We start from the raw sequence: 16,591 nt of genomic DNA, 5'->3' as shown, positions 1-16,591 counted from the left end.
ATGCGGACGTCGGCGTGCCCTGGCAACCGCAGAATGCGCGTGCGACGGGTGTCCAAGTACCCTGATTCACCATGTGCGGAATCGTGGGATACGTCGGCCACCGCCCAGCTCTGGGTGTTGTGGTGGAGGCTTTGCGGCGAATGGAATATCGCGGCTACGACTCCTCGGGAATCGCGATTCTCGATGGAGTGGGTGGCGTTGAGATCGAGCGTAAGGCCGGGAAGCTGGCCAACCTCGAAGCCGAGTTGGAAGAGATCGGTGCCGATAGCTTTGTCGGTTCCACTGGTATGGGTCACACCAGGTGGGCGACGCATGGCCGGCCGACCGATCGGAATGCTCACCCGCATCGTGATGCAAGTGGGAAGCTTGCGGTGGTCCACAACGGCATCATCGAGAACTTCGCGCCGCTGCGCGCTGAGCTCGAGGCTGCGGGCATCGAACTGCTCAGCGATACCGATACCGAGGTGACGGTTCATCTAGTGGCTCGCGCGTATGCGGAGGGCCCGACTGCGGGTGATTTCGTGGAGAGCGCGTTGTCGGTTGTCCGTCGTCTCGAGGGTGCGTTCACGTTGCTGTTCACGCACGCCGATCATGCGGACACGATTGTTGCTGCGCGTCGTGCGACGCCGTTGGTGGTGGGTGTCGGTGAGGGTGAGATGTTCCTCGGTTCCGATGTGGCGGCGTTCATCGAGCACACGCGCGATGCGGTGGAGCTCGGGCAGGATCAGGCGGTGGTGATCACCGCGAACAGTTACAGGATTTCCGATTTCTCCGGTAACGAAGCGCAGGGTCGCCCGTTCCGGATCGACTGGGATCTTGCGGCTGCCGAAAAGGGCGGTCACGACTACTTCATGCTCAAGGAGATCGAGGAGCAGCCGACAGCGGTTGCGGACACGCTTCTCGGTCACTTCGAGAACGGCAAGATCGTTCTCGACGAGCAGCGGTTGTCCGATCAGGAACTGCGCGACGTCGACAAGGTGTTTGTCGTGGCCTGTGGCAGTGCGTATCACTCCGGCTTGTTGGCGAAGTACGCGATCGAACATTGGACTCGGCTTCCCGTCGAGGTGGAACTGGCGAGCGAATTCCGTTACCGGGATCCGGTTCTGGATCGTTCGACGCTGGTTGTTGCCATCTCGCAGTCGGGTGAAACCGCGGATACGCTCGAAGCGGTCAAGCATGCCAAGGATCAGAAGGCGCGGGTTCTCGCGATCTGCAACACCAACGGTGCGCAGATCCCCCGTGAGGCCGACGCTGTTCTCTACACGCGGGCGGGACCGGAAATCGCCGTCGCGTCCACCAAGGCTTTCCTGGCGCAGGTGACGGCAAATTATTTGGTCGGGTTGGCCTTGGCGCAGGCGCGTGGCACCAAGTATCCGGACGAAGTTGCTCGTGAGTACGCGGATCTCGAGGCGATGCCGGCTCTGGTGGCCAAGGTCATCGAGAAGGCGGAGCCGATCCGCGAATTGGCACGCACGTTTGCGCATGCGTCGACGGTTCTGTTCCTGGGGCGTCATGTGGGGTACCCGGTTGCGCTCGAGGGTGCGCTCAAGCTCAAGGAACTTGCGTACATGCATGCCGAGGGTTTTGCGGCGGGTGAGCTCAAGCACGGGCCCATCGCGTTGATCGAGGAGGGCCTGCCGGTCATCATCGTGATGCCGTCGCCGAAGGGGCGTGCGGTGTTGCACTCGAAGTTGGTGTCCAACATTCAGGAGATCAAGGCGCGTGGTGCGACGACGATCGTGATTGCCGAGGAAGGCGACGACGCGGTTCGTGCGCACGCCGATCACTTGATCGAGATTCCGGCATCTCCGACGTTGTTGCAGCCGCTGCTGTCGACGGTACCGCTGCAGATCTTTGCCGCGGAGGTCGCGGCGGCACGTGGCTACGACGTCGACAAGCCGCGTAACTTGGCGAAATCGGTTACCGTCGAATAGTTTTCGGCACAGGCAGCAATGAGGCCCGCAACCTTCCTTGGTTGCGGGCCTCATCTGTGTCGCACGATTATTGAACGATCACCGTGCCACGCATATCGGGGTGCGGTGTGCAGGTGTAGTCGTAAGTTCCGGGTTCGTCGAAGGTGACTGTGTAGATTCCCGACTTCTTGAGCGGGCTACGGAGCAGGCTTCGGGATGTTCCGATGCCTTTGACATCGTGGGCCATTCCTCCGTCGTCGAACACCCAGGTGACGGTGTCGCCGACGTTGACGGTGATGGAGTTGGGGGAGTAGGCCATGTTGGTGACGGTGACGACGGGGCCACTCACCGTGGTTTCGGGCGCGGCGGGGGTGGAATCCGTGCTGGAACTGCACCCGACGAGGCCGGCGGTGAGAACGAGGCCCGCGAACATCGGGACGAGACGTGATTTCATGGTTCCGAGGGTAGCGACTGGCAAACGAAGGGTTCCGGCATGCGCGGGTACTACACGGCAGATCAGGTTCGCGAAGCGGAGGCGCCGTTGCTGGCGTCGTTGCCCGAGGGAGTACTGATGCGCCGGGCCGCGTACGGACTTGCGCGAGTTGTTGCCGACGAATTGCGTTTGTACACAGGATCACTCGCATCCCGTTCGGTGACTCTGCTGGTGGGCAGCGGCGATAACGGCGGTGACGCGCTCTGGGCCGGAGTGTTCCTGCGTAAGCGCGGAGTGGCTGTGCGTGCGGTGCTGCTCGACCCGGAGCGCGCGCATCAGCGCGGCCTCGAGGCTTTCCGCCGAGCGGGTGGACGCGTCGAGTCCGATCTCGGTACACCGGATCTGGTGATCGACGGCATTGTCGGGATCTCGGGTCGCGGTTCGTTGCGCCGCGAGGCGGCTGCTGTGGTGGAGCAGGTCCGCTGCCCGATAGTGGCGGTGGATCTGCCCAGCGGTGTCGATGCGAATACCGGTGGCGTCGACGGGCCCGCTGTGACGGCTGCGGTGACCGTGACGTTCGGCGCGCTCAAACCGGTACACGTGTTGGCGCCGCAGCGGTGCGGTCGGGTGGAGTTGATCGATATCGGGCTGGATCTCGGCGAGCCGGCTTTCGGTTCCCTCGATCCGGTGGACGTGGGTGTGCTCTGGCCGGTTCCGGGGCCGAGTGACGACAAGTATTCGCAGGGTGTTGCAGGCGTGATTGCGGGGAGCGCGCAGTATCCGGGGGCCGGTGTGTTGTGCACGGGGGCCGCGGTCACGGCGACGTCGGGGCTGGTGCGTTATGCGGGTCACGGCGCGGCCGAGGTGCTCTCACGTTTCCCCGAAGTGATCGCGAGCGCGACCTTCGACGACGCGGGGCGGGTGCAGGCGTGGGTGGTGGGCCCGGGAATGGGGACCGATGCCGATGCGGCGGCTCTGCTCGCGTCTGTTCTCGCGACGGATGTCCCGGTATTGGTCGACGCGGACGGGCTGACAGTGCTGGCAGCAAATCTGGACCTGGTGCGGAGGCGCACCGCACCGACGCTGCTGACCCCGCACGCGGGTGAGTACGCACGGTTGGCGGGTACCGAAGTGGGGTCTGATCGGGTGGGTGCCGCGCGCGCCTTGGCGTCGGATCTCGGTGCGACTGTGCTCCTCAAAGGCCACACAACGGTGATTTCGGATCCGGATGGAAAGGTCCTGTTCAACGACGCCGGTGGCTCGTGGGCGTCGACGGCCGGATCGGGTGACGTTTTGTCCGGAATAATCGGGGCGCTGCTCGCTGCCGGACTTGCGCCACTCGACGCTGCGGCAGTGGGAGCCAGGACACACTCGCTGGCCGCGAACTTGGCGGCCGCCGGCGGTCTCGCAGACGTCGCAGGCGCACCGATCTCCGCATCGCCGCTGCTGACAAGTGTGCGTGACGCGGTTCGAGTGCTTCGCACCGTTGCCCGAAATTGAGTGATCTCAAACCCGAATTGGTGTCGGAATTTGCGGGAGTGGCAGGATTGACGCCATGAAGCTTGCCGAAGGAAGAGCCCCGAAAGACCCAGAAGAAGGGGAATCGGCAAGCGTCACGGCAACGGGAGGTCCACAGACCGAGGCGGTCGTGGACCTCGATGCCATCGCCCATAACGTGCGCGTTCTTCGTGAGTTCGCCGGGGACGCGGCACTGATGGCGGTTATCAAGGCTGACGGGTACAACCACGGCGCCGTCGCTGTTGCACGCACTGCGCTTGCTGCCGGTGCCCGCGAACTCGGCGTCACCACGATCGGTGAGGCTCTGGTCCTGCGGGCAGCGGGGATCACCGCGCCGGTACTGGCGTGGCTGCATGGCGTCGACGCCGATTTTGCCGCGGCCATTTCCGCCGATGTGGAAATCGGAGTGTCGTCACCGCGCCATCTGGCGGCGGTAGTAGCCGCGGCGCGGGAGCTCGGACGCACTGCCACGGTGACGTTGAAGGTCGACACCGGGCTCAATCGCAACGGCGTCTCGCAGACGGACTGGCCGCAGATGCTGGCGGACCTGGTCGCGGCGCGAGACGAGGGCACGATCCGGTTACGCGGAGTGTTCTCGCATCTAGCGCACTCGGACGAACCGCATCACGATGTCATCGATCACCAGAAACAGCGTCTGATCGATGCGGTTGCCGACGTCCGGGCACACGGATTCGAACCCGATGTTGTACACCTTTCCAACTCGGCAGCGACAGTTACCCGTCCTGACCTGCGATTTGACATGGTTCGGCCGGGAATTGCGATATACGGGTTGTCGCCAGTACCGGAGATGGGCGATTTCGGTCTCAGACCGGCAATGACGTTGCGAGCGAAGGTGATTCTGGTGAAGAAGGTGGCCGCCGGCGAGGGGGTTTCCTACGGACACCTCTGGACCGCGCCGCGCGACACCACGCTGGCGCTGCTACCCGTCGGATATGCGGACGGGCTTCCGCGCTCGCTGAGCGGGCGCTTCGAGGTCCAACTCGGCGGAAAGCGTCGCCAAGCCGTGGGACGGATCTGCATGGACCAGGTGATGGTCGACATCGGACCGGACGGTGACGGCGTTCGCGAAGGCGACACCGCCATTTTCTTCGGTAACGGCGATCAGGGCGAACCCAACGCGCAAGCCTGGGCCGAAGCGCTGGACACCATTCACTACGAGATCGTGACCGGCCTGCGGGGGCGAACCGAACGTACGTACATCGGTGGGGAGGGTGTCTCGTGAAGACTGCAGGGCGAATGAGCATCCTCGGTGGGCTCCTCAGCGCGGTCGCACTCGGTTCCATGGCCGGAGTCAACGCATTGAAGACGGTCGCTCGGCCGGGGCGTGAGATCTACGCAGACGAAGACTTCGACCTGATGACCCGCGACCGCGCGAGTGTTGTACGCACCGACGACGGGGTCGATCTGGCTGTCCGCGAAGTCGGGCCGGACGACGCTCCCCTGACGGTTGTCTTTGTGCACGGATATTGTCTGAGCGCGTTGTCCTGGCATTTTCAGCGTCGTGAGCTCGCCGAGCGGTGGGGCGACGACGTTCGGATGGTGTTCTACGACCAGCGCGGACATGGAGATTCGGGTATGCCCCGCGCAAAGAGTTGCACGGTCTCGCAGCTCGGCCGTGATCTGGCGTCGGTTATCGAAGCCAAGGTGCCGATAGGCCCGGTTGTGCTTGTCGGTCATTCGATGGGTGGCATGACAGTGCTGGCCCTGGCCGGTCAGCGACCGGAGTGGTTCGCCGGTGGCCGCGTTGTCGGTGTCGGGTTGGTATCGACGACGGCAGCAGGTCTCGCCGAAACCGGGCTCACTCGCAATCTGCAGAATCCGATCATCGACGGTTTCCGATTGGCTGTCCGGACGTCTCCGGGCGTCGTGCAGCATGCCCGTGGCGCTGCGCGCGTACTCATCACGCCGATTCTGCGGGCCGCGTCGTACGGCACGGACGTGAGTCCCCGGCTGCACGAGCTGTCGGACGGGATGCTCGATCGCACGTCGGTTGTCACCATCGTCAATTTTCTGCGGACCCTCGAATTGCATGACGAGAGTGAGTCTCTGCCCGTCCTCGCGCACACTCCGGCCGTGGTGATCTGCGGCGATCAGGACATGATGATTCCGTTTGCCAGCTCGCAGTTGTTGGCGGATGCGTTGCCCGAGTCCGATTTGGTGCGGGTTCGCGGTGCCGGTCACCTGATTCAGCTGGAGTTCCCAGCCATTGTCACGGAGGCGATCGAGCGTCTCGTCTCACGCACCCATACTCAATTGAGGTCTGATGTCGGCTGAAACCCTCCCTGAATCAGGAACCGTCACTCTGGAGACGACGGAGGACACGGAGGCATTCGGTCGCAGGCTGGCGGCCGGGCTTGTCGCCGGTGATCTCGTGGTTCTCGACGGCCCACTCGGTGCCGGAAAAACTGCCCTGACCCGCGGTATCGGTGCCGGCCTCGGTGTGCAGGGGCGGGTGACATCACCGACATTTGTCATCGCTCGTGAGCACCGCCCCGGCGTTCGGCCCGGCGGAGGAACACCGGTCGGGATGATTCACGTCGACGCGTATCGTCTCGGCGACAGTGGCCCGCACGCTCTCGACGAACTCGACGCTCTCGACCTGGACACCGACCTCGCCGACGCCGTGGTCGTGGTCGAGTGGGGCGGCGATGTAGTGGAGCGACTTGTCGAGCGTCACTTGCGAGTGCAACTTCACCGTGAACCGGAGTCGGATGTCCGGACGGCCAGTTGGGCATGGACGTCGTGACACTCCTCCCACTGGTGAAAGTAGTTCTTCACGTGCGAGTACCCTGAGTTATCGTGCTTGTTCTCGCGATTGATACCTCCACACCGGCCGTCACTGCCGGAGTTGTCTCACTCTCGCCTCTCGGTGAGGTTTCGACGCTCGCCGTCCGGGTGACAGTGAACCCCCGCGCGCATGCCGAGGTGCTCACTCCGCACGTTCTCGAATGCATCGCCGAGGCTTCGATCACCCCGGGCGACCTCGCTGCCGTCGTAGTGGGTGTGGGACCGGGTCCGTATACGGGCCTGCGGGTGGGGATGGCGACCGGCGCCGCGTTCGGTGACGCGTTGAGCATCCCGGTCTACGGTGCGTGCAGCCTCGACGCTATTGCCGCGGCAGTGCAGACGTCTGGCAACCTGCTTGTCGTGACAGATGCGCGTCGACGCGAAATCTATTGGGCCCGTTACGATGCGGGTGTTCGAGTGGAAGGCCCCGCGGTGAATTCCCCGGGCGACGTGGATGCGTCTCCATCGACGATTGTGGCCGGATCTGCTTCGCACGTCGACCTTTTCGATCTCCGGGTCGAGCCTGCGGAGACGCCGTCGCCGGCTGGTTTGGTCACTGTTGCAGCGCAAGACATTCTGGCCGGTGCGATTCCGGAGCCGCTCGAGCCCCTGTATTTGCGCCGCCCTGACGCCAAGACCTTGGCGGAACGCGGCAAATGAGTTACACCATCACGCCGATGACGGTCGGCGACGCGGAGCGTTGCGCGGAGTTGGAACGTGCCCTCTTCGCGGGGGATGGGCCGTGGACCGCGCAGGCGTTTGTCTCCGAACTGGCCGGCTCGCACAATCACTACTTCGTGGCACGTGAGCCTGACGGTCACGTTCTGGGGTACGCCGGAGTCGCATTGCTGGGTGCGCCGCCCAACATCGAAGCCGAAGTGCACACCATCGGGACGGATCCGAATGCGCAGCGCCGCGGTATCGGCGGGGCTTTGCTTGATACGCTCTTGGCTCTCGCGGACGACCGGGGAGCGGAAGTGTTCCTGGAAGTGCGCATCGACAACGAACCGGCAATCGCTCTGTATCGGCGTGAGGGATTCGAGATCGTCGGAACCCGAAAGAAGTACTACCAGCCCAGCGGGGCAGACGCGTTCACGATGCGGCGGCCCGCCGCGGGTGTTCGCAAGAATGAGGAGCAGCAAGCATGATCGTCATGGGTGTCGAAAGCTCGTGCGACGAAACAGGAGTCGGCATCGTTCGTTGGAACGGTGACGGAACCTGTGAGTTGTTGGCGGACGAAGTGGCGTCGAGTGTGGATCAGCACGCCCGGTACGGCGGCGTGGTGCCGGAGGTGGCATCGCGCGCTCATCTCGAGGCGATCGTTCCGACCATGCGGCGTGCCCTCGCAGCGGCGGGTATCGAGAAGCCCGACGCTCTTGCCGTGACGATCGGGCCCGGACTGGCCGGAGCCCTGTTGGTGGGTGTGGCGGCAGCCAAAGCCTATGCGGCAGCGTGGAACATCCCGTTCTATGCGGTCAATCACCTGGGCGGCCACGTATCGGTCGACACCCTCGAGCACGGCCCGTTGCCGTCGTGCGTCGCTCTTCTGGTCTCCGGCGGCCACACGCATTTGTTGCACGTCGAGGATCTCGGCAAGCCGATCGTCGAACTCGGAACAACCGTCGACGACGCCGCCGGCGAGGCGTTCGACAAGGTTGCGCGGCTTCTCGGTCTCGGGTTCCCCGGTGGACCGGCATTGGATGCTGCTGCGCAGGAAGGTGATCCGAACGCGATCCCGTTCCCTCGCGGTATGACCGGCTCACGCGACTCGCGCCACGACTTCTCCTTCTCCGGACTCAAGACGTCCGTGGCCCGTTATGTCGAGTCGAAACAGCGTGCAGAAGAAGCTCTTTCGATTCCGGATATCGCCGCGTCGTTCCAGGAGGCCGTTGCCGACGTTCTGACGATGAAGGCGGTCCGGGCCGCCAAGGATGTCGGAGTCGACACCGTGGTACTCGGTGGGGGAGCAACCGCGAACTCTCGCATCCGTAGCCTCGCCGAGCAGCGATGCGCCGAATCCGGTCTTACGCTGCGAATCCCGAAGCCGCGACTGTGCACGGACAACGGAGTGATGATCGCTTCACTGGCCGCGCACCTCATCGGTGCGGGAGCCGGGCCGTCGGAACTGAGTGTGGCAACCGATCCGGGATTGTCCGTCTCGATCAGTCAAGTTCTGCGCTAGGTCAGCCGACCGGTAGGGGCACTCGATCGGTGGGGGTCGGCGCAGCGCTCTCGGACGGCGCGGCGCTCTCTGGGGGTGTCGGCTCCGGTGACACGGACTCGGTGGGAGTAGGGGCCGTGGTTTCGGTCGTACCGGAACCGGTGTTTCCGCCTTCGCCCGGCGCGATTTCCGTCGGTCCGCTTGGTATCTGTGGCAGGTTCTCCGGCCACCACGACGGTGTGTCGGGCAACGTGATGCCAGGAAGGATCGGCCGGGCTGGGGTGGTCGTGGTTGTCGGCGGAACGGTTGGCGTTGGTGTGGACGTGTCCGACGGCGGCGCAGGTGACAACGTGAACTGATGCGTCTCGTACGGCTGTGTCTGGTACGGCTGTGTTACGTACGGCTGTGTTACGTAGGGCTGGGGTTGATAAGGCACTGGTGGGTGCGTAACCGTGGGCACCGGGTCGTTTGACGGGATGACCGTGGAACCGGTGCTGGGAACGACGTCGGTTGTGGTGTTCAGCGTGGTCGATCCGGTGCCGACCGGCGAAATAAGTGTGTTGTCGGTTGGCACGAATTCTTTGGCGGCGTAACCCAATACGAGCCCGCCGACCACCAGCGCGCCGATCAATGCCCCCGACGCTTTGGCGGCGGGGCGGCTGCGCTCGGACGTCTCCGCGCCGGCCAACGGATACCGCAGCGACACCGCAGAGTCGGCAAGTAGTGCAGCGCCTTTCGCGGCAGCTGCTTCGGGCTCGTCGAACTCGACGATGGGAACTCGGGCGGCGTCGGCGATTGCCGCACGCACCGAGGGGATGTGGGCGCCACCGCCGATGAGAACAATGGCCTCGACGGGCTGCGGCGCCGCGCTCAAGACGCTGCGGATCAGGGTGACGGCGCGCTCGACATCTGCGGTGATGATGTCCTCGAACTCGACCTGGGTGATCGTCACAGGCCCACGTGGCAGGTCGATCGTGACGCTGCGGGCAGTGGAGAGTTGTTCCTTGGCGACGTGGCAGCGCGACACCAGTAGTTCGGTGTCGGTGTGCCGGCCGAGGGGATGGGGGTACTTGTCGGTGACAAATGCGACGAGGGCGCGGTCGATGCCGGCGCCGGCAAGAGCCTCGGTGCGCTCGGCGAGGAGAACCTCTCCACTGTGATCGATCACGGACACGCTCAGGCCGTTGTCGCCGAGGTCTATCTGCGCGGTGGTGCCGTATCGGGCGGTCTTGCCGGTTTCGGCCAGATAGGCATGCACTGCGGCGGGCTCGGGGATGAGCCGAACGAGATTCGGCGATTTAGCGAGCGAGGATCGGATGCTCGCGAGCTGTTGGTCGGTCGAGTACGTGACCCCGATGGATCGCGGCGTAGCGGCGCGATCGGAGACCTGAGTGGTCATCAGCTTGATCGACGCACGCACCAGATCGCCCACGTTGGTGTTGACCTGATCGGCGGAGACGAATCGTGTTTCGGCCGGCAAACTGCCGGGTGTAGCTTCTGCGGAATCGGTGTCGACAAGCGCGGAGTAGACGCCAGACGACCCCGCCGACATTCCCAGTGATGAACTCATCTTGCACCTCCTCGCAGGCGTTTCTGTGACGGCCTATCTGTCGTCGTTACATGAACGTTACAGAACGATCGTCATGATTGCTCAGTGGATTTCTGCAAGAAGGTGAACTTTTCGGACCGAAAGGGTGGTTTTACCAGCACGATTGCCGAATATTGAATTATGCGGAAAAAAGTCGAATCTCGGTCGATGGATACGCGTCAACGTCGTCGATTGATCGCCGAGGCGTTACTGCGGCCGATGCTGACCGTCATCGCATTGGGAAGCGCGTATTTCCTGTTGCCGTGGACCGATGCGCATTCCGTTGGGGGGTTCGCTCTGTTGATCGGAGGAGGGGTTGCGGTTGTCGCGGTGGCCTCGTGGCAGATCAGTCGAATCCTGAAATCGGATGTCCCGTCGCTGCAGGCCGTCGAGGCTGTATCGGTGGTGATGCCGACGTACCTTCTACTCGTCTCGATCACGTACTTCGTCGTCGCCCGAGCCGACCCGGCAAGCTTCACCGAACCCCTGTCGAGAATGGCTGCGCTGTATTTCTCGCTCTCGGTGTTCTCGACGGTGGGGTTCGGGGACATTGCCGCCCGAACCGATCCGGCCAGGGCATTGGTGTCACTTCAGATCGTCTGCAACCTGGTGCTGATCGGCTTCGGCGTCCGCTTTGTTGTTGCCGCCGTGTCCTGGTCGAAGAAACACAGGACACGGCAGCAGAAGGCGGGTGACGCTACCGAATGACAGGAACCAGCAGCTCGACATTCTGATCGACACCGGCGCCGGTCAGCTTGGGGTCGCGATGAATGTCGTTGAACGACAGTTCGCGATACAGCGACGCCAGGCCTTCCGGTGTCTTGTTGCTGTGATCGACCGAGTACGGGCTCTCGGCTTCGAAGAGCGTCGCGAGCAGCGAGACTGTGCCGTCGGCGTTGTCCGCGATCTCGATGATTCGGCCGAGTTGCGGGAAGTCGATGTGTGAGGCGGTATTGATCTCCCAGAATCCCTGCTCCGGCGTAGCGCCGGGCCACGGGGTGATCTTGTTCTCGTGGGTGTGGCCGTTGACCCAGGCAAGAACATTCGGGAAGCGGTGCAGCAGATCGAGAAGCTGCGAACCCCGGAAGCGGGGTTCGAGGATGTTCTCGGGATCGGGGATGAGATTGTCCATCGTGTCGCTCGTGTGGTGACTGAACAACACGAAGTAGGTGTCACTGCGCGACTCGGTGACGCGCGAGCCCGCTGCGTCGTAGTACGTGCTGCTGCCGCCGCGGAGGGTGTCTTCGATCCAGCGGAACTGCGCCGCGCCCAGTGAACCGTCGACAAAGCCGGCGCGGTTGGTGGAATCCATGCTGATGCCGACGACGCCGGGAGCTATCTCGAACGAGTAGTAACCGATGCCGGTGTGATCGGCGTCCGGTGCAAATCCGTGACCGACCGGGCCCGGACCGGTATGCGCCGGATCAAGGTGCGCCGCGATGAACTGCTTCGGAGTGAAAGGGGCACGTGCCGGGTCGGGGGTGACCTGTCGCGGCGGCGTCGTGAAGGCGGACAGAATGCCCGGAATCGCACTCGGATCGAACTTGGTGGCGATGTCGATCTGCTTGGCTTGCTCGGGTGAGCCGGGAACCTCGAACTTGAGCGATCCGGTGTACATGGCCTCGAGCGGCGGGATGCCACTGGGAACGGTGCCGGAGACCGAATCGTCGTGGTTTCCGAACACGCAGTACCAGGGAGTGTTCAGGCCAGGGCTCGAGACCGGAGTGAAGGCGGCGCCGAAGAAATTGGGAATCTCGGGGAAGCCGGCCTTCTTGTACATGTCGAGCATCGGGGATTCAGGGTTCCAGTACAGATCGGCCCCGGAGTTCTGGACACCCTCGTAACGGTCCTTCGCGCCGGTGTTCGCGACGATCGTGCCGCCGTTGAGCGCCGTCAGGAACCAGTCGAGTTCGGCATGTTCCTTGTTGTCGGTGTTGTCGCCGGTGGTGACCACCGCGTCGAACGGTCGTGCCGTGTGCGGGCCGGATCCGATGGAATTGACCCGTCGGACAAGAGAAATCAGGCCGTGCGCAGTCAGGGTTTCCTGAGGGCGGAAAGCTGAACCGGTGATCTGGTGGACGTATTCGAAGCGCATCGGCGACTGTGCGTCGAGGATGTGGACGTCGGTCAACTGCACAAAAGATGCCAGTGCGGTGCGACGGTCTTCGCGTCCGGACTTGGGTTCGGCGAGTTCTCCGCGCACGATGTTCGCCCAGCCGGGCCCGGCTCCGAGCTTGCGGTAGCCGCTGCTGCCGATCGGCGTCGCGACCGATTCGAGTGTGGTGCCCGCGCCCGAGGTGGGCAGGGGAGCGGCGCCGGCGTATTGCAGTCCCCATGGCTTGGCGCTCAGGCCTACTGCGCCCACGGCGCCGAGTCCGGCAAAGGTCAGGAAACTACGGCGGTTGATGTTCGTCACGAATGAACAATAGGTGAACAAATTGGACGTGGGTCTGATTTCGCTCAGGACGAAGAGAAAAAACGCGCCCAGTCCTTGAGCGTTGGCACTCTCACGTATAGAGTGCCAATTGGCGCTGATCGAGTTCCGGCACCCGCGACGACGGGACTGCAGTGACGTGCCGTAAACGTCAAACCCAATCGCGTCTCGAGCAACCCTCGGGCGCACATACCCAAAGTGGAGGGCTCATCGTGGCGAGCGTCAACATCAAGCCGCTCGAGGACAAGATCCTCGTCCAGGCCAACGAGGCTGAAACGACGACGGCTTCCGGCCTGGTCATTCCTGACACGGCCAAGGAAAAGCCCCAGGAGGGCACCGTTGTTGCAGTCGGCGAAGGCCGCGTCAACGAGCAGGGCAACCGCATCCCGGTCGACGTCAAGGAGGGTGACACGGTCATCTACTCCAAGTACGGCGGAACCGAGATCAAGTACGCCGGCCAGGAGTACCTGATTCTGTCGGCACGCGACGTGCTGGCTGTCGTCTCCAAGTAAGACACACGTGATCCGCCCCGGAGTCCACACAGGATCCCGGGGCGGAATGCGTTCACGCCCCGAAGATTCAGGAGCTGACAGAACAGATGTCCAAGCAAATTGCGTTCAACGAGACCGCACGGCGTTCTCTCGAAGCAGGTGTCGACAAGCTCGCCGACGCCGTCAAGGTGACCTTGGGCCCGCGTGGACGCCACGTCGTGCTCGCCAAGGCATTCGGCGGCCCCACCGTCACCAACGACGGTGTGAGCATCGCCCGTGAGATCGACCTCGAAGATCCCTTCGAGAACCTCGGCGCACAGCTCGTCAAGAGCGTCGCCACCAAGACCAACGATGTTGCCGGCGACGGCACCACCACCGCTACGGTCCTCGCTCAGGCGATCGTGCGCGGCGGTCTGAAGAACATCGCCGCGGGCGCAAACCCCATGGCGCTCGGCGTCGGAATCAACGCCGCCGCAGACAAGGTCGTCGAGGCACTCATCGCCGCGGCCACCCCGGTCGAGGGCAAGAAATCCATCGCTCAGGTTGCCACCGTCTCCTCGCGTGACGAGGAAATCGGCGAAATGGTCGGCGAAGCGCTTACCCGCGTCGGCACCGACGGTGTTGTCACGGTCGAGGAATCCTCCACCGTCGCAACCGAACTCGTTGTCACCGAAGGTGTGCAGTTCGACAAGGGCTACCTCTCGCCCTACTTCGTCACCGACATCGATGCGCAGAAGGCAATCTACGAAGACGCATTGATCCTGCTCTTCCGCGAGAAGATCAGCTCACTGCCCGACTTCCTGCCGCTGCTCGAGAAGGTTGCCGAATCCGGCAAGCCGCTCTTGATCATCGCCGAGGACGTCGAGGGTGAAGTTCTCTCCACCCTGGTGGTCAACTCCATTCGCAAGACCATCAAGGCCGTCGCCGTGAAGGCACCGTTCTTCGGTGACCGTCGCAAGGCGTTCCTCGACGATCTTGCCGTTGTCACCGCAGGCACCGTCATCAACACCGACGTCGGACTCTCCCTCAAGGAAGCCGGACTCGACCTGCTCGGCAGCGCACGCCGCGTTGTCGTCACCAAGGACGAGACGGTCATCGTCGACGGTGCAGGCTCGGCAGACGACATCGCGACCCGCGTTGCTCAGCTTCGCCGCGAGATCGAGAACACCGATTCCGACTGGGATCGCGAGAAGCTCGAAGAGCGTCTGGCGAAGCTGTCCGGCGGAGTTGCGGTCATCAAGGTCGGCGCAGCCACCGAGACCGACCTCAAGGAACGTAAGTTCCGCGTCGAAGACGCTGTCAACGCGGCCAAGGCTGCTGTTGCCGAGGGCATCGTCCCCGGCGGTGGATCCGCACTCGTTCAGGCCGGCGTCGAGCTCGCCGACAACCTCGGCTTCACCGGTGACGAAGCCACCGGCGTCGCAGTGGTCCGCGCAGCACTCAACGCGCCGCTGTTCTGGATCGCCTCCAATGCCGGCGTCGACGGTTCCGTCGTCGTCAGCAAGGTTGCGGACCTCCCCAAGGGCCACGGCTTCAACGCCGCGACCCTGACCTACGGCGACCTGCTCGCCGACGGCGTCATCGACCCCGTCAAGGTCACCCGCTCGGCAGTGGTCAACGCCGCTTCCGTTGCTCGGATGATCCTCACCACCGAGAGCGCTGTCGTCGAGAAGCCGACCGAAGAAGAAGCTGACACCGGACACGGTCACAGCCACTAGGTTTCGCGCACGAAAAGAGATCCCCCACCGAAAGTTGGTGGGGGATCTCTTTTTTCAGTTACAGCTCACACCAGGGGAATGACCGCGAACGGAGGGCTGGTCGGCTGAGCCGAGCCTCCCGGAGGTTCGACCGTGAACGCCAATTTCGTGTTGGAACCGATGCTGTCGAGGACGACCTGAGTGGTGGGTTTGACATCGGCGGGGGCCATCGTGCCTGCCGGTGTCATCGTGGTTTCGTTCTCGACCAACCACATTTGGTAGACCTTGTCCGGGCTCGGGGGAGTCACGCCGCTCATCGTCAACACCGCAGCATCCTCGGAAGGCGAGAAGTCCGTCGTCGCGGTGCCGCCGCCAGGGACATCCAAAGTAGTGGTGTGTACGTCGGGTGCCGCCATGATCTCCGACACGGAGTTCGGAGAGACAGGGTTGTCGTTGATTCGGCTACCGATCCCGATTCCTCCGACCACGATGACCACCGCAGCAGCGGCAGCTAGAGCGACGGTCCACGGGCGTCGACGCTTGCGGCGACTGGCAAGGGAGACAGGCGGAGCCACTTCCGGGGTTTGAGGTATCTCGGCAATAGTGTCGAGCAACCGTCCACGAAGGCCCGGCGGAGGTTCGACCGCGTCCAGGATGCTCAATGCAGCCATCGTGTCGGCGGCGAGCCGGACCTGAGACTCGAATTCCGCCCGGGTGGCCGCGTCAGTGCCTTCCAGGAGAACGTCGACGGCCCGACGCTCGTCGGGGTCGAGGGCATCGATCGCATAGGGGTACGCCCAGCCGATCAGCTCTTCGTCCATCTCAGTTCACCCCCAGACATTTTCGCAACCGCAGCAGTCCGTCGCGGATTCGTGACTTTATCGTGGGAATCGCCACGCCGAGGTCTTCGGCTACTTCTCGGTACGTTCGCCCGCCGTAGTACGCCAGTGTCAATGCTTCTCGCTGGGTTGCCGTCACCGATTCCAAACAGTCGGTGACGGCGCGATGTTCGTCTCTGCGGGTGACTTCTTCGCTGACGACGTCAAATTCGGGTGTCGAGTTTGTTGTGTCGTAGAGGGCTTGGCGATCTGTACTCGATTGCTCGGACCGCACCCGGTCTACGGCTCGGCGGTGAGCGAGGGTGATCAGCCAGGACAGTGCCGACCCACGTGCCGGATCGAACGTGTCCACGGATTTCCAGGCTTGGAGATACACCTCTTGAACGGTTTCTTCGGAGAACCCCGGATCGCGGAGAACTCGGAGCACCATCCCGTAGACGCGGGTACAGGTCCGATCGTAGAACTCGGCGAATGCCGATTGATCGCCACGAGCGACATTCTCGAGGATCAGCGCGAGTTCGCGGGATTCCGTGGTCCGGGCGGTGCGGGCGGCAGAATTGTCGATCGGACAAGCGTCGGTGTGCTCTGGGGTCTCGTTCGGTTCACTCACGTCGCGTGGCTCACCCGCGCTGAGTATTCCCGCCCCGAAGATTCGTCTTGTTTCATCGAGTACAACCGTAGCGTGCATGTCCGGTTCTTTTCTGTTGGC

At 63.4% G+C, this 16,591-nt stretch carries 16 protein-coding genes; 11 read left to right on the top strand and 5 right to left on the bottom strand.

Features of this window, described 5'->3' with window-relative positions:
* The first annotated feature begins 71 nt into the window (after positions 1-71).
* The gene (glmS, locus tag ACFRFQ_RS16320) at positions 72-1,934 is read left to right on the top strand and encodes a glutamine--fructose-6-phosphate transaminase (isomerizing) (RefSeq protein WP_378659490.1); all 1,863 of its coding nucleotides are present in this window, start codon (positions 72-74) and stop codon (positions 1,932-1,934) included.
* A gap of 67 nt (positions 1,935-2,001) precedes the next feature.
* On the opposite strand, the gene ACFRFQ_RS16315 is transcribed toward glmS, so the two are convergent.
* Complete coding sequence (locus tag ACFRFQ_RS16315; RefSeq protein WP_378659487.1) at positions 2,002-2,367, bottom strand: plastocyanin/azurin family copper-binding protein; 366 nt, start codon at positions 2,365-2,367, stop codon at positions 2,002-2,004.
* A gap of 39 nt (positions 2,368-2,406) precedes the next feature.
* Here ACFRFQ_RS16315 and ACFRFQ_RS16310 point away from each other — a divergent pair, with 39 nt between their 5' ends.
* Genes ACFRFQ_RS16310 through tsaD form a run of 7 tightly spaced genes read left to right on the top strand, consistent with a single transcriptional unit; the run spans position 2,407 to position 8,854 of the window.
* Positions 2,407-3,846, top strand: a complete 1,440-nt coding sequence (locus tag ACFRFQ_RS16310; protein WP_378659484.1) for an NAD(P)H-hydrate dehydratase — start codon at positions 2,407-2,409, stop codon at positions 3,844-3,846.
* 55 nt (positions 3,847-3,901) lie between these two features.
* Positions 3,902-5,107 (top strand): alanine racemase, encoded by a 1,206-nt coding sequence (gene alr, locus ACFRFQ_RS16305; RefSeq protein WP_378659481.1) that lies wholly within the window; start codon positions 3,902-3,904, stop codon positions 5,105-5,107.
* Entirely contained in the window at positions 5,104-6,159 is a 1,056-nt protein-coding gene (locus ACFRFQ_RS16300) for an alpha/beta fold hydrolase (RefSeq protein ID WP_378659478.1), read from the top strand. Before alr ends, ACFRFQ_RS16300 begins: the two co-directional genes overlap by 4 nt.
* Positions 6,149-6,631 carry a tRNA (adenosine(37)-N6)-threonylcarbamoyltransferase complex ATPase subunit type 1 TsaE gene (gene tsaE / locus ACFRFQ_RS16295; RefSeq protein ID WP_378659475.1) on the top strand — a complete coding sequence of 161 codons (483 nt, stop codon included), beginning with the start codon at positions 6,149-6,151 and terminating at the stop codon, positions 6,629-6,631. The genes ACFRFQ_RS16300 and tsaE overlap by 11 nt, the downstream gene beginning before the upstream one ends.
* Before the next feature lie 53 nt (positions 6,632-6,684).
* A complete protein-coding gene (tsaB, locus tag ACFRFQ_RS16290) occupies positions 6,685-7,332 on the top strand; it encodes a tRNA (adenosine(37)-N6)-threonylcarbamoyltransferase complex dimerization subunit type 1 TsaB (protein WP_378659472.1) in 648 nt (215 codons plus the stop codon).
* On the top strand, positions 7,329-7,820 hold the full coding sequence (gene rimI / locus ACFRFQ_RS16285) for a ribosomal protein S18-alanine N-acetyltransferase (protein ID WP_378659469.1): 492 nt from the start codon (positions 7,329-7,331) through the stop codon (positions 7,818-7,820). Before tsaB ends, rimI begins: the two co-directional genes overlap by 4 nt.
* Positions 7,817-8,854, top strand: a complete 1,038-nt coding sequence (gene tsaD, locus ACFRFQ_RS16280) for a tRNA (adenosine(37)-N6)-threonylcarbamoyltransferase complex transferase subunit TsaD (protein ID WP_378659466.1) — start codon at positions 7,817-7,819, stop codon at positions 8,852-8,854. The genes rimI and tsaD overlap by 4 nt, the downstream gene beginning before the upstream one ends.
* A gap of 1 nt (position 8,855) precedes the next feature.
* Here the strand turns inward: tsaD and ACFRFQ_RS16275 are convergent, their stop codons facing one another.
* Entirely contained in the window at positions 8,856-10,403 is a 1,548-nt protein-coding gene (locus ACFRFQ_RS16275) for an Hsp70 family protein (protein ID WP_378659463.1), read from the bottom strand.
* 186 nt (positions 10,404-10,589) lie between these two features.
* On the opposite strand from ACFRFQ_RS16275, the gene ACFRFQ_RS16270 reads away from it, so the two are divergent.
* Positions 10,590-11,129, top strand: coding sequence for a potassium channel family protein (locus ACFRFQ_RS16270; protein ID WP_378659460.1), 540 nt, complete (start codon positions 10,590-10,592; stop codon positions 11,127-11,129).
* Here ACFRFQ_RS16270 and ACFRFQ_RS16265 read toward each other — a convergent pair.
* Complete coding sequence (locus ACFRFQ_RS16265; protein WP_378659457.1) at positions 11,119-12,837, bottom strand: TIGR03767 family metallophosphoesterase; 1,719 nt, start codon at positions 12,835-12,837, stop codon at positions 11,119-11,121. The genes ACFRFQ_RS16270 and ACFRFQ_RS16265 overlap by 11 nt on opposite strands.
* A 230-nt stretch (positions 12,838-13,067) precedes the next feature.
* On the opposite strand from ACFRFQ_RS16265, the gene groES reads away from it, so the two are divergent.
* Both groES and groL read left to right on the top strand, forming a co-directional pair.
* Positions 13,068-13,367 carry a co-chaperone GroES gene (gene groES / locus ACFRFQ_RS16260; protein WP_003940763.1) on the top strand — a complete coding sequence of 100 codons (300 nt, stop codon included), beginning with the start codon at positions 13,068-13,070 and terminating at the stop codon, positions 13,365-13,367.
* Positions 13,368-13,453: 86 nt separating this feature from the next.
* A complete protein-coding gene (gene groL / locus ACFRFQ_RS16255; protein WP_378659454.1) occupies positions 13,454-15,064 on the top strand; it encodes a chaperonin GroEL in 1,611 nt (536 codons plus the stop codon).
* A 65-nt stretch (positions 15,065-15,129) separates the two neighbouring features.
* Here the strand turns inward: groL and ACFRFQ_RS16250 are convergent, their stop codons facing one another.
* Entirely contained in the window at positions 15,130-15,864 is a 735-nt protein-coding gene (locus ACFRFQ_RS16250; protein ID WP_378659452.1) for an anti-sigma factor, read from the bottom strand.
* 1 nt (position 15,865) lies between these two features.
* Positions 15,866-16,570, bottom strand: a complete 705-nt coding sequence (locus ACFRFQ_RS16245) for a sigma-70 family RNA polymerase sigma factor (protein ID WP_378659449.1) — start codon at positions 16,568-16,570, stop codon at positions 15,866-15,868.
* Positions 16,571-16,591: the final 21 nt, after the last annotated feature.

Source organism: Rhodococcus sp. NPDC056743 (assembly GCF_042790355.1).
Classification (GTDB): domain Bacteria; phylum Actinomycetota; class Actinomycetes; order Mycobacteriales; family Mycobacteriaceae; genus Rhodococcus_F.
The sequence above is the reverse complement of the archived record's forward strand: the minus strand, read 5'-3'. Positions and strand labels throughout refer to the sequence as shown.

What these genes read in the sequence shown, in the direction of transcription:
- alr (WP_378659481.1), top strand. Translation starts at nt 3,902, where the DNA reads ATGAAGCTTGCCGAAGGAAGAGCCCCGAAAGACCCAGAAGAAGGGGAA.
- ACFRFQ_RS16275 (WP_378659463.1), bottom strand. Translation starts at nt 10,403, where the DNA reads ATGAGTTCATCACTGGGAATGTCGGCGGGGTCGTCTGGCGTCTACTCC.
- ACFRFQ_RS16310 (WP_378659484.1), top strand. Translation starts at nt 2,407, where the DNA reads ATGCGCGGGTACTACACGGCAGATCAGGTTCGCGAAGCGGAGGCGCCG.
- glmS (WP_378659490.1), top strand. Translation starts at nt 72, where the DNA reads ATGTGCGGAATCGTGGGATACGTCGGCCACCGCCCAGCTCTGGGTGTT.
- ACFRFQ_RS16250 (WP_378659452.1), bottom strand. Translation starts at nt 15,864, where the DNA reads ATGGACGAAGAGCTGATCGGCTGGGCGTACCCCTATGCGATCGATGCC.
- ACFRFQ_RS16270 (WP_378659460.1), top strand. Translation starts at nt 10,590, where the DNA reads ATGGATACGCGTCAACGTCGTCGATTGATCGCCGAGGCGTTACTGCGG.
- tsaD (WP_378659466.1), top strand. Translation starts at nt 7,817, where the DNA reads ATGATCGTCATGGGTGTCGAAAGCTCGTGCGACGAAACAGGAGTCGGC.
- ACFRFQ_RS16245 (WP_378659449.1), bottom strand. Translation starts at nt 16,570, where the DNA reads ATGCACGCTACGGTTGTACTCGATGAAACAAGACGAATCTTCGGGGCG.
- rimI (WP_378659469.1), top strand. Translation starts at nt 7,329, where the DNA reads ATGAGTTACACCATCACGCCGATGACGGTCGGCGACGCGGAGCGTTGC.
- groL (WP_378659454.1), top strand. Translation starts at nt 13,454, where the DNA reads ATGTCCAAGCAAATTGCGTTCAACGAGACCGCACGGCGTTCTCTCGAA.
- ACFRFQ_RS16315 (WP_378659487.1), bottom strand. Translation starts at nt 2,367, where the DNA reads ATGAAATCACGTCTCGTCCCGATGTTCGCGGGCCTCGTTCTCACCGCC.
- tsaE (WP_378659475.1), top strand. Translation starts at nt 6,149, where the DNA reads ATGTCGGCTGAAACCCTCCCTGAATCAGGAACCGTCACTCTGGAGACG.